Here is a 14720-nt window from a genome sequence, read left to right as displayed (position 1 = left end):
GCTGTCGCTGCCGCTGTTTCTGCCTTTCCGGCGTGCAACGTGGAGGTAAAACCACATCGCACGCCGACGATGATTGAGCGAGGATCGGGTGTGCGAACCGATTCGGTAGGTTGCCGGTGATCCCTCTCCCTTCTACGGGCCGTCGAACACCAGGCGGCCTATGCAAAGGCTGATTTATGACGGGCGTGGGGTGATGTTGGTCACCACCCCCACCACATAGCTCACCAACACCTGATCGCCGGGCTGGGGGTTGGGATAGACGCTCTCGGCCCCGATCCGGGCGCGGATCGGTTGCGTTTCACCGGTGTGATGGAAGGTGACGTCGTAGAAGATTGTGCCGTGAATATCAATCCGCTGCACGCTCAGCAGTACCGCTTCACGAGTGCCGGACAGGATCATTGCGGTTTCCTCTCTGTAGCAACGAACGACCTTTTGCTTACCCTGCGCTGTGTTGGCTGTGGTGCTGGGCTGTCGTTGCCGGCGCCTGGCCGCTTATCTCCTGAGCAAAACGCCGGATGAAGGCGGCAACCTGGCGTGGCCGTTGCTGTTGCGGCATGTGGCCGCAGCCCGGCAAGAGCAGCAGGCGCGGGTTGGGCAGATTGGCGCAGAAGAACTCGCGTGATTCGGGCGGCAGGAAGCGGTCGGCCTCGCCCCAGATCAGCGCCGTCGGCACCTGAAGCGCTTGCAGGTCGGTGGGGCGCAGCATCGCCTGTTCGTCGAGATGGGCGATGAATTGGGTCACCGGGTCGCGGTGAAAGATTGAGCGCAGGCCGTGGCCGGCCAGGTAGAGCGGCAGCGGTGGCCGGCCATACATCTGGCGCAGAGCCTGCCGTACCGCGCGGGCATCGGCCAGCTCGATGGTGTGCAGAAACGGCTCCCACGACTCGCGCCCACGCAAGATTGCGCCCCCCGGCGCGAGCAGCACCAGCCCAACCACCAGTTCTGGCGTGGCCAGCGCGACCCGAATGGAAATCCACCCACCCATCGAGTTGCCGACCAGTAACGCCGGTCGTCCGATCACCTCGCGAATAAACGCCTGCACCAGTGCCACCTGCTGATCGATGGTGGCGTAGCGCTGACCGGGCGGAAACCCACTCAGCCCAAACCCGGCCAGATCGAGCGCGTACACCGGCCCAATCGTGGTCAATTGCGGCATCACAAACGACCAGGTCTGGGCGCGGTCGGCGATCCCGTGCAACAGCAGCACCGGCAGATCACCCGCCCCACGGGCCGGCATAGCGTAATAGTGAGCACGAATCCCGTTCAGACAACGCTCCTGGCTGGTTGCCCCCATACGCAGCAGCGCGCGATGGCTCAACCCGTACACCAACGGCAGCGAAACGGTTGACAGTGGCGCAAAGATGCGACCCAGCATACGCTCCTCCCACAAGGGTACTCACGATCTCCTCGTGCGCCTCGTGTCCAGCCTTATCCCGCCGGCACCGGCGCGAGCACCCCCCTGATAGGGATAAACGGATGGATGATTGACGATTTGCCGGTCGGCGATACGATATTTCCGCTATAGACTACGCTCCGGCAGGCAGGGCGGTCGTGCAATTGGCGAGAGTGGGTCAGCGCTGAATCGCACCTGCCTGCCCCGTGGCGATTCCGCACCACCGGCGGATGGCCGCCCTACCGGCTTGCCTCGCGCAGGCGAACCATCCGCAGGGCGAGACCCTATTCCTCTTCGCTGGCGTAGACACACGACACCCCGGCGCCGGCGGTGCAGACCAGCGGTTGCAGTTTGCGTCCGGTACGAATGGCATAGCCGTCTACCATCGCTGCCACGAACGCATCAACGTGATCGGCGGCTACCAGCGACACTGTGCTACCACCGAAGCCACCGCCGGTCATGCGACTGCCGAAGCAACCCGGTGCGGCCAGCGCCAGATCGACGAGCGTATCGAGTTCGCGCACACTCACCCGATAGTCGTCGCGCAAGCTTACGTGCGAAGCGACCATCAACTGGCCCATCTTCACCAGATCACCGGCAGCCAGCGCCTCGGCAGCCGCCAGCGTGCGTTCATTTTCGCTCACCACATGGCGGGCCAGCGGCAGCAAATCGGGCGGCAACAGGTGACCGTACATAGCCAGATCGCTCGAACGCACATCACGCAGCGCCTGAATCTTCCCCAACGCCGGCTTGAGCAGGCGCACCGCTTCTTCGCAACCGGCGCGGCGCTGATTGTACTCGGAACCGGCCAGGCGATGGCGTACACCGCTATCGCACACGACTACCCGCGCTTCGGCGGGAATCGGCACCGGACGATAACTCAAGTCGCGGCAGTCGATCAGCAGCGCATGGCCGGCTTCACCCAGGGCAGCGATCAACTGATCCATAATCCCACACTTGACCCCAACAAACGTATGCTCCGCGCCCTGCGCCACCAGCGCCAGCTCCTCACCGAGCAGGTTGATATTGTTCAGCAGTTGAAACGTATACCCAACCGCCACCTCCAGTGCCGCCGACGACGAGAGACCACTCCCCGCCGGGACATCGCTATCGATCATTAAATCGGCACCACGCAGCGGCAAATCACGGGCCAGTAACCCTTTTGCCACACCGCGAATATAATTCACCCACTGCCGGCGCTCATCGCGCACAATCTGCTGTAAATCGAACTGATCCTCGTCGCGGAACTTTATACTAAACACCCGCACAATCTGATCGTTGCGTGGCCGGGCCGCCACATAGGTGGCGCGATCCAGCGCCATCGGGAAGACAAAACCATCGTTGTAATCGGTGTGCTCACCGATCAAATTCACCCGACCAGGAGCGCGAGCGATGCGGGTTGGTGGATGACCGAAGTACTGCTCAAATGCAGCGTACAGTGTAGATAATTCGTACATAACCTTACTCCAGCAGGAACACCCCGCGAGTGATACGAGCGCTTTGTGTTGTCTTGCGTACTATATCACTTTTTGAGGAAATAGGAGATAGGAGATAGGAAATAGGAGGGAGGAGAGAGGGAGTAGGGAAGGGGAGTAGGGACGAGGAGATAGGAGAGAGGGAGTAGGGAGGGGGAGTAGGGACGAGGAGATAGGAGAGAGGGAGTAGGGAGAGGGAGTAGGGACGAGGAGAGAGGGGAGAGGAGATAGGAAATAGGAAATAGGAGAGAGGAGATAGGAAATAGGGGGAGAGGGTAGGGCGTAGGGACGAGGAGAGAGGGGAGAGGAGATAGGAAATAGGAGGGAGGAGATAAGGAGTAGGGAGGGGGGAGTAGGGAGTAGGAACGAGGAGAGGAACGTGGTGCCTGCATCGACCACCGGACTGATCACGCTGTCGTTGCAAACGGCAATCCCGCACGCCACTCCAGAAGTCGCCAGGCACCCAGGTTGTTTGCGTTATCGCGGATAGTGCCGCTCTGGTCGATGAAGGTGGAGGGGCAGGATGGTGTCCGTGGGGTATGTACCGATTTGGAGGTGCAGGTACAGGGAGGGGTGAGTTGTATCCCACGCCGTCCAGCCGTCGTCAATCGCCTTCAGCAGCGCCAGCCCGCCAACGAGCAGCACCGGCAGCAGCGGCAGATGCTCCGTCGGATCGGTATATTTCAGTGGATTGCTCCGCGTATCGGCGGAGCGGGTCAGGTGCTGTGGATTGACCGGGCCGCTACTGGTACTACGCTCCCCATCACCTGGTACGACTGTTCATGATGGGCTGTTGGAGAGACGGGGAGTGATTACTATCGCATGCTACGATAGCAGTTGGTTGGTGTCCAGGCTAGAATGGACGCTATGCTAGCGCAGCAGCTCATCGGGATCGATGTTGGGGATGCCGAGCTGATCAGCCGGAATACCAAAGACCTCAGCTTGATGCACAAACGTAGACAGCACCTCATAGTAAGCCTGAGCATGCCCGCACGCAAAGTCACGACTGCTAGGCTTATCGGGTCTCTTCTGAGCAGCCGTGCATCGCTCCTTACTTTCCAAGGCTCGTTCGTACAAAAGCCCTGCAAAATACTGCAAAAAATAGATAAGGGTCTTTTCATCCATTCACGAGCCTCCTTGACTACGTTCCATCAGCAGGCCGCGCAGCACATCAGCTTGCTCTGCGTAATTGGTAGCTTCTTTATGCCAGTAACGCAGTAGAGCTTTCCGTCGCTCGGCAGTCATGGCTTCCCACTCTTCGGCATACTGTGCGGGATTGGCAAGCTTGTCACGATGCAGTGCGGCCTGCCGCTCCAGGCTGCGTAGTGCACGCTCAATTTCTGCCGAACGCCGTGAGAGATAGTTTTTGAGAATGCCAGCCTGACGGCCACCAGCCTTCGCGATCTCATACGCAGCGGGTAATGATTTCCCTGCCCCCTTGCTCCCCCCGATGATCCCAACCCGAAGCAAGTCATCGCGGGGCAAGCCGACCGGCAGCAGGTCATCAGGTTCGGCCGCTTCCAGCGCAGCGGTCAGGGCCAGGTTGACGGTCGCCGCGCGCTTCTCCTCAGCAGGAGCCTCCGGGTCGGCCAGCGTGCGGGTGGCTTGCACGGCATCCCACGTCGTCCAGCCGTCGTCAATCGCCTTCCGCAGCGCCAGCCCGCCAGCAATGAGCACCGGCAGCAGCGGCAAATGCCCCGTCGGGTCGGTGGAGGGCAGTGGATTGTTCAACGCATCGGCGGAGCGGGTCAGGTGCTGTGGGGTGGCCGGGCTGCTGCCGCGCTGCACTCCCTATACACTGGTACTACTGTTCATGACGGGTTTGTCACAGCACTGCGTCTGACATACGATGACCCATAACCAACCTGCCACCAGGCAGGCTTCATACAGCGCACGACTATGATTCTTGCCTCCGTCGTTGCAGCCATCGCTCAAATGAAGCACGACTCTCAGTAGATTTCTTGCCCAAGAGTAAACCTTCAACACTGATGTCTTCGTCGAGGTCCGGCCAATGGATGCCGTACCCGGCGCTGCTGATTTCAAAATTGGCCCGCTCAGCAGGGGTTCCGTATGCCAGCCGTGGGTACCAGCCGATGGGGATAGCAATGGTTCGTCCATCGTCTAAATCCACCGCCAGCGTATCATCCGTCACAGTGACGTTGATCACCCTAGGAAGTACCAGTGTCACCACGACAGAAGGCGTCCCATTCATTGCATAACCTCTCTCGATGGTCGCGTATGATTCGTTCGATTGTGCGGAGTTCCTGGCGGCTGTAGCCGTGATTTTCTGCGAGCGATACATCAGGGTCAAGCCAGAATTTGGCACTCCTGTTTTCTCGATCCACGTGCATATGGCGCGGTTCGCCGCAGTCGTGCGAATAGAAGTAGAAACGGTAGGCACCAATGCGAAGAGCTGTCGGCACAGCAGGTCCTTACTTCGTGTATCAAGTTGCGTGCTTTGTCCTGTTGTAGCGCAACGACTTTGGCGATCGTCTGACAGGTGCAGACACTCCCATTGTAAAGTGGGGTAACGGAACGTGCAATATGGTTTTGCTGACATCCTGTCGTTCTATCACTCTGCTACCGGGTGTTGGACGAACTCAGTTGCCCGCTCCAGGCATTCTCTCGAACGATTCCCGACATCCTCGAACAGGATCATTACCGCAATTGCGCTGCTATCTGGCAGGACATACCGCGCTCACCAGGATGGAGGTCTTTAGGGAATCCCTGAAATTGTCCATCCTTGGGAGGACGCGAATATTGGCAAAGGATGTTGTCATCAGGGAGATCATCGATAAACTCATTCCCACCCCTTCCCCCCGCCTGCGCCGCACCCGCCGCCTCATCGGCGTGGGCCATAGCGTGCAGGGCAGCCGCTGCCTCATCGGCGTGGGCAGCGGCGCGGACTACCACCCCCGTGCCGGAGGGATAGAGGAGCGTCGCACGTGCGGTCAGACGGCCGCAGTGCTGATGGCGAGAGAGGTACGCTTCCCTGCCTGATGCCCGGTTGGATGATGATACCGCCGCGCCTGTTCAGGAAAGCGGCGCTGTCCGTGCGCTGCGGCAGGGGCCATCTCTCACGTGTCAACGGGTCGCAGGAGGAACAGGCGTTCCGCAGACGGCGCTGCAGTGGGCCGAGCGCTAGCTCGCTGCGTTCAATCCCAACTTCGCCTTACATTCCTGCTTCATCTGGGCCACTGCATCCGCGCTAACCCCAAACCCTGCCAGGACTTGCCCGATCCCGGCAAAGACCAGGTCCAGATACTCGTGCACATCGGCAATCACTTCGGGCAGGTAGATGCCGTAGACATACTCCTTGTGCCGCCGCGAGATGTCTGGGCCTTTGACCGCAAGCGTCGTCACGCCTTTCTTCGCTATCAGGTAGAACCATAAGTCATAATCTGGCTTGCGCTTGAGAAACCCCGTCCAGGTCGGGAAATGTGTGTTCAAAGTCTCCTGTATAGCCGACCTGGTGTTCAAGCAGTACGGGTCTTTCGCCTCCCATGCAAAGCATGTGACAATGACCATATGCGTGTCTTCCTATTCCGGTCGAAAGCTGCGCTGATTGCCCGGTGGGATCCGTCCGGTTTGGGCATAGTAGCGTTGCAAGGCAGCGCGCTCGGCCTGCTTCGCCTGTTGTGTCGTGACGTAGCCAAGGTCATTGATTACCTCTGCCTCGACATTCTGATACGTTTTCAGTCATTGACGCACCTGCTGATGGATGCGGGTTGGCCGTCCCGACGATTGCGTCACGCGGTCGAGGTCTGCCGTGCCGAACTTGGACGGGTGCTGCGGATCGGCGTCCATTCCCTCCGAAGATTGCCGCGAGCTATATGCATTAGGTCTTGGTGTCATCAAGGAGCTTTCCAGGAGCACGGACCGAAGAAACAACCTGTCCATATCACCCAGTGATCGCCAACACGCATTTGCCGTCCTTCGGGCGAATGGCAACTGCTATCCTTCAGCACCCGCATCGGGCTTCCTGCGGGCTTTCTTCAATGAGCGCTCCTGGTCAGAAAAGATCGTCTCTAACCGTGACTCAATACCCGCAAAGCTATCAACCCTATCGTCTGGAAGGCGGCCTGCCCTTTTCGCATCCACATAGGTTTGCTGCTCAGGAATCTTCGACCCATCATCATCCTGGCGATACGCAACAACCCAGCCCTTACCCAGGTTACCCGGCTCAAAGCGCCAAAACGCAGGCACCGGCCATTCTTCGCGGCGAAAGGGTCGAGTGCTGGGGATCAGCGGCCACTGCCCCCAGCTGATCCCATCGTCCAAGAACCACGCGACAAGAACTGCATCCGCGGGCTGTTTGCGCCAGGTTTCGTCCTCATCGGGAACGTCTGGATAGCGCGGGCCAAAGAAATAGCCCAGCCCGCCTCTGGTTTTGGAGCTGCCGCGCACGATGATCCCCAGACCATAGCCGCCATCCGGCAACGGCACGGCAAACCACTGGCCTTCGCCGTATTTGATGCGCCTGCCGCGAGGCTCGCCGAATAAGGCAATCTCGTGCGCAGAAATGAGTGTCGTCAACTCGATCTCAACCGATACATAGCCGCAAACGCGATCTTCTGGGAGATGGGCTATTTTTTTTGTGTCCGTGTACGTCTCTCGCTCGGGGGGAGCAAATCCATTCATATCCTGGTGATACTCGACGAGCCAACCCTTATCGGGGTTGAGGGCGTCAACGCGATGAAACTTGGGCACCGGCCAGTCCTCGCGGCGGAAAGGACGGGTGCTGGCAATCAGCGGCCACTGTCCCCGGATGATCCCCAGGTCGCCGAACCGAGCAATAAGAATCGCCTCCGCGGGCTGTTTGCGCCAGGTTTCGTCCTCATCGGGAACGTCTGGATAGCGCGGGCCAAAGAAATAGCCCAGCCCACCTCTGGTTTTGGAGCTGCCGCGCACGATGATCCCCAAAGCGTAGCCACCGTCCTTCAAAGGCACAGCAAACCACTGGCCCTCCGCATATCTGATGTGTTTTCTGCGGGTTTTCTTTTCCGTCATCGGCGTTACTCCTGACCCCTACTTGCCTCGAACTGTCGTGCAGCCTCCAGATACTGGGACCTGTGCGGATTGCGGGGGCTGATGGGGCGCAGGCGATTTTTGTCCGGCTGATATTGCTCGTAGAGCATCTGCTCTCGCCCCCGCATGACACGATAATCGTCAGTTCTCCAGTCTACTTCAAAATATAGACCTGCTTTGTCCGGGTCACGCGCATGCTCTGCCTCACGCCTCGCCAAATCCCTGGTGCGCCCCACGTACCGAACCTCTCCGGTTCGTTGATCGATCAGCTTGTAGGTGCCGCCTCGTGGCAGTTGCTGGGCGATCTCCTCAGCAATCGTCCCCCGCGCCGCCGCCTGCGCCGCCCCCGCCGCCTCATCGGCGTGGGCCATAGCGTGCAGGGCACCCGCTGCCTCGTCAGCGTGGGCGGCGGCGCGGATCAGTGCCCATCCGCCGCCGGGGACGACGGGCAGCACGGTGGTGGTGTGCAGGGTCGGGGTGGACTATCACGTCGCGCCACGCTCCCGGCTCAGCGGCTCAGCCGTGTGCCGGCCAGGTCCCTCATCGCGCGTACCCGCCGGCGTGGCGTACGGGGCGCTGATAGTGCGCGTGCCCCCCTCCTCTGCCGCTATCGTTGTGTTCGTGCTGACCGTGGCCTGGCCGATGGCCGTCAGGCGGTCGTCGTACCGGTGGCGGCGCCGGGATCCCTCGTTGCCTTGTCCGCCCTCACCCCAGCGCGACCCGCTCACGCTGAGGCCACAACCCGGATCGGTTCACAGCCAACAAGCTGCGTGACCCCCATCGCCAGCAGCAGGCGGTAGACCCGGTTTGAGATGATGACGATGCGCCCTGTGGCCCTGCCGCCATCCCCGAACACCTCATACGAGGCATTGACGTCGGCGGCAGCAAAGCCGTCCTGTCGATAATAGAGCTCCGATGTGGGAGATTCCCAGTGGTGGTCGCGGGCGCAGTGCGGGGTTGCCGTGGGTAGCCGGCGCATCCGGGTCGGTGGCACCAGCAGCGGAGGCAAGAGGTGGGTTGGCTGCAGCGCATACCACCCGGCGGGCCGCTCTGGACCCACCGGGATGAGGGAGAGGCCGGTGACGTCTGCCTGCTGCAGCGCCTCCGCCAGCGGTGCACTGACAACCAGGGGGTGCCAATCGACCGCCGCCAGGTGCGAGCCGGTGGGCAGGTCGCTGATCTGGAGGTGTTGCCAGTCCCAGCGCTCCTCGGCGAAGCCGCAATGGGGACAGATGGTGACCCAGTCCCAGCGGAGGGTGCCGTCGACGGAACTGACCACGGCCTCCGTGCCAAGCCTGAGGAAGGCGGCGTCGAGGAGTTCGGTGGGGGTGTATTCCCGCCGTTCCCAGACCGAGCCGTAGAAGCCGCGGGCTTGCAGGTGTTGCCAGACCTCGTCCAACTGGGCAGGATAATGGTCGAACTGGAACGTGAGCACACACGGATTGGGCCATCGCTCAATAGCAATAAAGCCCAAAGGCTCCAGGATTTGCAGCACCTCGCGTTCCCACTGCGGTCGATGGGCCGCCTCTTCCTTGGGAAAGGACACATCGAGCGTGATGATTTCTTTCATCGTTTTACTCCTCGCTACACCCTTCCAGCCAATGCTCTCGTGCTCCTAATACGAGATGCCGAGTGGCTTGAAGTATACTTCCCACACCAGGTGTGCCCAATCGTTAAATCCAAGCCGTTCATAAACCTTACGATGCACCTCCCAGATTTTTTGTGCTGATGGCGGGTTGCTCGGTTGATACGGAAGCTGATCGCGGATCATATCCGTTATCGTCTGCTTCCCTTTCCCGGCCGGGCCGTGCAGCGTCTGTGGGCTGAGCACTGCCAGGATCCGCTGTTCAGCCTCTGTCGGGCTCGTGAACCCTAGTTGCTGCCAGAACCGCTTCTCCACCAGGTGATGGACGGCGGTACCCGACGGTGCCAGGGGACGGTCAAACTCACCGTAGGGTTGGATGCCGTATGTCCGGATGGTTGCCAGGGCCGCCTGGCTCAGGGAGGTGACGGCGCGTCCTGAAGGAACGGCGCGTCCCACCTGGCGCAGGAGGTCGGCATCGGAGAGGACATTGGCAACTTTCGCGCCGCGGATCACCGCCCCCGCGCCGCCAGGAACGCCGGGCAGCACGGTGGACGCGGTGTCGGCAGCGAGTGCGGCCCAATTCCAGGGGTCGCTGGGGTTTTGCCAGACGGCAGCAGCGCTCAGGACCAGATTGGCAAGGTCCCACGCCGTCTCAACCCAATGCCCCGTCGGGTCGGTGTATTTCAGCGGATTGTTCAGCGCGTAGGCATAGCGGTTCAGGTCCTGCGGGTTGACCGGGCCGCTGCCGGCGCTGCGCCACATCCCCTGCGCAGTCGCATCGCTCGGCCAGACGGTGAGCGGCGGGCTGGCGGGGATGATGGTGTCGGCGGAGAGAAACCGCCCGATGTCGGGATCGTCGTATCGTGCATGATACTACAATAATCCACTGGCATCACGCGTTTGGCCGGTAGACGCTCGATTCGTCGCCGTGATCGGGACGTGGCCGGCCTGGACGGCCGGCACCCGTACTGCGCCCCACGGGTCATCCTCCTGCCGGATGACGCTCCCCTGGGCCGTGGTGGCAACGCTGATACTGCCCAGGTGATCCAGGTGGAGGAAGGTACGCGTGCCACTGGTGACGTCACGCACGCCGACCAGCCGCTGCCCAAGCGTATAGACATGGCGCATGCTGGTGCCGTGGTGTTCCCAGAGGCCCCCGACGACGCGCTGGCGGACCCCGTTGCTGATGACCGTGACTCGCGCGCCGGTCGCATCATAGCCATATTGCTCACTGACGCCGGCTGTGCTCACGCTGGCCGGTACCCCGCGGGCGTTCCAGCCACGTTGACCGTCGCCGTCGGCGACGATGTCGGCCGCCCTGCTGACCCATACCAGCCGGTTCTCGGCATCGGCGACCAACGGGGAGGGGAGGCGTCGCCGCACCCACCGGGCGCCCCTCCGGGTTTGTTTTCTTGCGACGGTGCTGTCGCCGGGGCGCACCCCACCCTATGACCCCAGCGCCGGTTCCTCCACCCACACGAAGTGGGGGTTGTCCCGGCCGGCCAGGTCCGCCAGCATCCGGTCCAGGTCGTCCGGGATCGCATTGAACTCCAGGCGAATGCGGTGCCCCGGTGACCGCTTGATCTCGGCAACCGCCGCTTGTCGGATGGCCGCCAGCGCCATCGCCCGCTGCCTGGGCGTCAGGTCGGCCCACGGGATGACGATGGGCTTGACCCGGGTACCGTCCTCCAGCACCAGGGTGGTGGCCAGCATCTGGTGCAGGTATGCCTGCACCTGGTCATCGGTGGCGGCGTGCTGCGGCGCAGGCATCGGTGTGAGACCGGGGATCACGAACGGCGCCCAGCAGGTGACCCGCCGCCCGTGGCGGGCGCAGTAGGCGATGACCTCCTGGCGCACGGCCCTGGCGTCCGCCTCGCTGGGGGCCACGAAGGTGGGCGCGAGCTGATGGAACACGCCGCCGTCGGGCAGGAGTTCGGTTTTGTGGCCGGGCAGGCCCAGCAAGAACTCCCGGCCGTACTTCTGCACATACGCCGGGCTGAAGAAGTTGACCCAGGCGATGTGCTTGAGGCGCAGTTTAGGGGCATCTTCGGGATACACAGCATTGTCGCCGTCCACAAACCCCAGCCCCGGCTGAACCATGGGATAGAGCGCCCGCCCCAGGTCCACCAGCCGTTGCGCCAGCGGTTCGGCAAGATGCTGTTCATCGGCGAAGAGCACCGTTCCGACAACAAATAGATTATGCTTCTGCTTGGAATCGAACTGGTCGATGCTGAAATACAGCGATAGGTCGGGTAGGTCTGCGAAGCGAATGGCCAGAGGTACATTCCATTCCTGAAATTGCCACTTTCTCTCCATAAGCGCTTGCACGACGGTCAACCATTCCTCGGGCGGAAGAGGGCGGTCGTCGGCTGCCGTCCAGAACGCAGCGCCGTGACGGGCCGTCTCCGCCATCAGCGCTACGATGTCTGCCGCTGCGTTCGTTTGCACCTGAAAGAACCGTAGCTCGACGCTAATCTTGTCCATCTTGCTCCCTCACTCTAAATCCACCAGGCGAATGCGATCCCGTGTGATGGTGACGCCTAGAGCCTGTTATGAACGTTGAACCATGAGCGAGACAAACCGATGGGCCAACAAGATGGCGAAGGCAACGACATGCAAGCCGGCCAGCGTCTCCGCCACACGTTCGTCGTCACGCACCAGGCGACGGAAGCGCGTCATCCAGGCGAAACTGCGCTCGACCACCCAGCGCCGCGGCAGCAAGACAAAGCCTCGCTTGGCGGTCGGCAGCGTGACCACCGCCAGGCGACTGCCGTGGGCGGCGGCATCGGCTGCCGGTTGCTCACCGGTGTAGCCCTGGTCAACGAAGGCCACCTCCACCGTGTCGCCAGGTATCGCCTGCATGCGCTGTGCCAGCGCCGCCACCTGCGCCCGGTCTTGTTCATTGGCTGGCGTGACCACAACCGCCAGCAGGTGCCCCAGGGTAGCCACCGCCACATGCACCTTCGAGCCTTTGCGCCGCTTATGTCCATCGTAGCCGGCACGTTCCCCGCTTTCTGGCGTCGACTGGAGTGTCCGGCTGTCCACAACGACGGCGCGAGGCTGGGGCGTGCGGTCGGTGATGTCGCGCAGCAGCATCCGCACATCATGCACCATCTGCTCAACCACACCCGCCTTCAGCCAGCGCTGGGTCTGTTGATACACCACATGCCACGGCGGCACGTCAGTGGGCAGCATCCGCCACGGCGCACCGGTACGCAGAAGGTAGCGCAGCGCATTGGAGACGTCGCGCAGGGGGTAGTTCCGCTGCGGTGCTGCTTCGTCCATCAGCGTCAAATAGGGCGCGACAAACGCCCACTCCTCATCGGAAACATCACTGGGATAGGCTTTTCGTGTCATAGCGTCATGATATACGAGCAGAACCGAAAAGTCCATAACAGGCTCTAGTCCTTGCAGCTCTTTGAGCAACTTGTCCAGATACGCCTCGGTGATCGGGTCGGTCTTCGTCCGGCCCAACTCCAGGATGATGGGGCGACCCGAGGCCTGATACCGCTTCAACTGGTTGGCAAGCCTATCGATATTTGTATCTGTATGCTTTTGCGTCCAGTACTTGAACTCTACCAGTTCGTCGGTGACCAGCACAAAGTCGACGCGGCCACCTTCGACCAGCACCTCCACCCCTTGCAGCTTGCCTTGCGCGTACAACATCTCGGCCCGCTGCAACTGCATCGCCAGCCCGTGGCGGTAGGCCGGGGGCACGTTAGGGTTTTCGACGATCTTGGCTAGCCGCTCCACGCCTTGCCGGATCGCCGGGCTGGCGCCGGCAAAGCGCTCCATTCGGGCGGCGACGCGCACCAGCATCCCGCCGCCGGTCAGCCCTGGCAGGAGCAACCCGCCCACATCCGCCGCCAGCGCCAGTCCGTTCTCCCGCGTCAACCCGTTCTGGGCAATGTCCCATAGATCATACGCGATGAACGCGATATCGATGGCGCTCTCAACCCACTGCCCCGTCGGGTCGGTGTACGTCAGCGGGTTGTTCAGCGCATAGGCAGAGCGGTTCAGGTCCTGCGGATTGACCGGGCCGCCGCCGGCGCTGCGCTCCCCATCACCTGGCACTGCTGTTCATGATGGGCTAGTGGAGAGACGGGGAGTGATTACTATCGCATGCTACGATAGCAGTTGGTTGGTGTCCAGGCTAGAATGGACGCTATGCTAGCGCAGCAGCTCATCGGGATCGATGTTGGGGATGCCGAGCTGATCAGCCGGAATACCAAAGACCTCAGCTTGATGCACAAACGTAGACAGCACCTCATAGTAAGCCTGAGCATGCCCGCACGCAAAGTCACGACTGCCAGGCTTATCGGGTCTCTTCTGAGCAGCCGTGCATCGCTCCTTACTTTCCAAGGCTCGTTCGTACAAAAGCCCTGCAAAATACTGCAAAAAATAGATAAGGGTCTTTTCATCCATTCACGAGCCTCCTTGACTACGTTCCATCAGCAGGCCGCGCAGCACATCAGCTTGCTCTGCGTAATTGGTAGCTTCTTTATGCCAGTAACGCAGTAGAGCTTTCCGTCGCTCGGCAGTCATGGTTTCCCACTCTTCGGCATACTGTGCGGGATTGGCAAGCTTGTCACGATGCAGTGCGGCCTGCCGCTCCAGGCTGCGTAGTGCACGCTCAATTTCTGCCGAACGCCGTGAGAGATAGTTTTTGAGAACGCCAGCCTGACGGCCACCAGCCTTCGCGATCTCATACGCAGCGGGTAATGACTTTCCCGCCCCCTTGCTCCCCCCGATGATCCCAACCCGAAGCAGGTCATCGAGGGGTAGCGCAACCGGCAGCAGGTCATCAGGTTCAGCCGCTTCCAGCGCGGCGGTCAGGGCCAGATTGGCCGCCGCCGCGCGCTTCTCCTCAACCGACGCCTGCGGATCGGCCAGCGTGTGGGTGGCTTGCACGGCATCCCACGTCGTCCAGCCGTCGTCAATCGCCTTCAGCAGCGCCAGCCCGCCAGCGATGGGCACCGGCAGCAGCGGCAGATGCCCCGTCGGGTCGGTGGCGGGCAGCGGATTGTTCAGCGCGTAGGCATAGCGGTTCAGGTCCTGCGGGTTGACCGGGCCGCTGCCGGCGCTGCGCCACATCCCCTGCGCAGTCGCATCGCTCGGCCAGACGGTGAGCGGCGGGCTGGCGGGGATGATGGTGTCGGCGGAGAGAAACCGCCCGATGTCAGGATCGTCGTTGCTGGCATTATAGTACAATAACGTCAGTTCTCTTTAAGCCGACATC

General features: G+C 61.5%; 17 protein-coding genes. 1 reads left to right on the top strand and 16 read right to left on the bottom strand.

Annotation, left to right across the window (positions count from 1 at the left end; translation table 11 throughout):
- Window positions 1–174: 174 nt before the first annotated feature.
- The 3 genes from CAUR_RS19480 to galK form a co-directional block, all read right to left on the bottom strand.
- Window positions 175–399, bottom strand: coding sequence for a hypothetical protein (locus CAUR_RS19480; RefSeq protein WP_012259545.1), 225 nt, complete (start codon window positions 397–399; stop codon window positions 175–177).
- A gap of 37 nt (window positions 400–436) precedes the next feature.
- Window positions 437–1375 (bottom strand): alpha/beta fold hydrolase, encoded by a 939-nt coding sequence (locus CAUR_RS19475; protein ID WP_012259544.1) that lies wholly within the window; start codon window positions 1373–1375, stop codon window positions 437–439.
- 302 nt (window positions 1376–1677) lie between these two features.
- A complete protein-coding gene (galK, locus tag CAUR_RS19470) occupies window positions 1678–2850 on the bottom strand; it encodes a galactokinase (RefSeq protein ID WP_012259543.1) in 1173 nt (390 codons plus the stop codon).
- A 486-nt stretch (window positions 2851–3336) separates the two neighbouring features.
- Between galK and CAUR_RS19465 the strand changes: the two genes are divergently transcribed.
- Complete coding sequence (locus CAUR_RS19465; RefSeq protein ID WP_157866495.1) at window positions 3337–3654, top strand: hypothetical protein; 318 nt, start codon at window positions 3337–3339, stop codon at window positions 3652–3654.
- Between the two features lie 84 nt (window positions 3655–3738).
- Here CAUR_RS19465 and CAUR_RS19460 read toward each other — a convergent pair whose 3' ends face one another.
- The 13 genes from CAUR_RS19460 to CAUR_RS19390 all read right to left on the bottom strand — a co-directional run bounded on the left by CAUR_RS19460 (window position 3739) and on the right by CAUR_RS19390 (window position 14575).
- Entirely contained in the window at window positions 3739–3993 is a 255-nt protein-coding gene (locus CAUR_RS19460) for a hypothetical protein (protein WP_012259542.1), read from the bottom strand.
- Window positions 3994–4656, bottom strand: coding sequence for a hypothetical protein (locus tag CAUR_RS19455; protein ID WP_012259541.1), 663 nt, complete (start codon window positions 4654–4656; stop codon window positions 3994–3996).
- Window positions 4657–4765: 109 nt separating this feature from the next.
- On the bottom strand, window positions 4766–5428 hold the full coding sequence (locus CAUR_RS21990) for a DUF2442 domain-containing protein (RefSeq protein ID WP_423191599.1): 663 nt from the start codon (window positions 5426–5428) through the stop codon (window positions 4766–4768).
- Between the two features lie 581 nt (window positions 5429–6009).
- Entirely contained in the window at window positions 6010–6318 is a 309-nt protein-coding gene (locus CAUR_RS19435) for a hypothetical protein (protein ID WP_242604990.1), read from the bottom strand.
- 504 nt (window positions 6319–6822) lie between these two features.
- Complete coding sequence (locus CAUR_RS19430; protein WP_012259536.1) at window positions 6823–7878, bottom strand: immunity 26/phosphotriesterase HocA family protein; 1056 nt, start codon at window positions 7876–7878, stop codon at window positions 6823–6825.
- A 5-nt stretch (window positions 7879–7883) separates the two neighbouring features.
- The gene (locus CAUR_RS19425) at window positions 7884–8267 is read right to left on the bottom strand and encodes a GIY-YIG nuclease family protein (protein WP_242604989.1); all 384 of its coding nucleotides are present in this window, start codon (window positions 8265–8267) and stop codon (window positions 7884–7886) included.
- A 353-nt stretch (window positions 8268–8620) separates the two neighbouring features.
- Window positions 8621–9466: a hypothetical protein gene (locus CAUR_RS19420; RefSeq protein WP_012259534.1), complete on the bottom strand. Its 846-nt coding sequence runs from the start codon at window positions 9464–9466 to the stop codon at window positions 8621–8623.
- A gap of 45 nt (window positions 9467–9511) precedes the next feature.
- Window positions 9512–10243, bottom strand: a complete 732-nt coding sequence (locus CAUR_RS19415) for an RHS repeat-associated core domain-containing protein (protein ID WP_015909471.1) — start codon at window positions 10241–10243, stop codon at window positions 9512–9514.
- A gap of 111 nt (window positions 10244–10354) precedes the next feature.
- Window positions 10355–10864 (bottom strand): hypothetical protein, encoded by a 510-nt coding sequence (locus CAUR_RS19410; protein WP_015909470.1) that lies wholly within the window; start codon window positions 10862–10864, stop codon window positions 10355–10357.
- 63 nt (window positions 10865–10927) lie between these two features.
- On the bottom strand, window positions 10928–11965 hold the full coding sequence (locus CAUR_RS19405; protein WP_012259533.1) for a hypothetical protein: 1038 nt from the start codon (window positions 11963–11965) through the stop codon (window positions 10928–10930).
- Between the two features lie 66 nt (window positions 11966–12031).
- Window positions 12032–12838 (bottom strand): IS5 family transposase, encoded by an 807-nt coding sequence (locus CAUR_RS19400; RefSeq protein WP_044233954.1) that lies wholly within the window; start codon window positions 12836–12838, stop codon window positions 12032–12034.
- 813 nt (window positions 12839–13651) lie between these two features.
- The gene (locus tag CAUR_RS19395; protein WP_012259531.1) at window positions 13652–13906 is read right to left on the bottom strand and encodes a hypothetical protein; all 255 of its coding nucleotides are present in this window, start codon (window positions 13904–13906) and stop codon (window positions 13652–13654) included.
- Window positions 13907–14575, bottom strand: coding sequence for an RHS repeat-associated core domain-containing protein (locus CAUR_RS19390; RefSeq protein WP_044233952.1), 669 nt, complete (start codon window positions 14573–14575; stop codon window positions 13907–13909). It abuts the gene before it with no gap.
- Between the last annotated feature and the right edge of the window lie 145 nt (window positions 14576–14720).

It is taken from the genome of Chloroflexus aurantiacus J-10-fl (assembly GCF_000018865.1).
GTDB lineage: Bacteria > Chloroflexota > Chloroflexia > Chloroflexales > Chloroflexaceae > Chloroflexus > Chloroflexus aurantiacus.
Note: the sequence above shows the minus strand (reverse complement) of the source record. Positions and strands in the feature narration are given on the sequence as shown.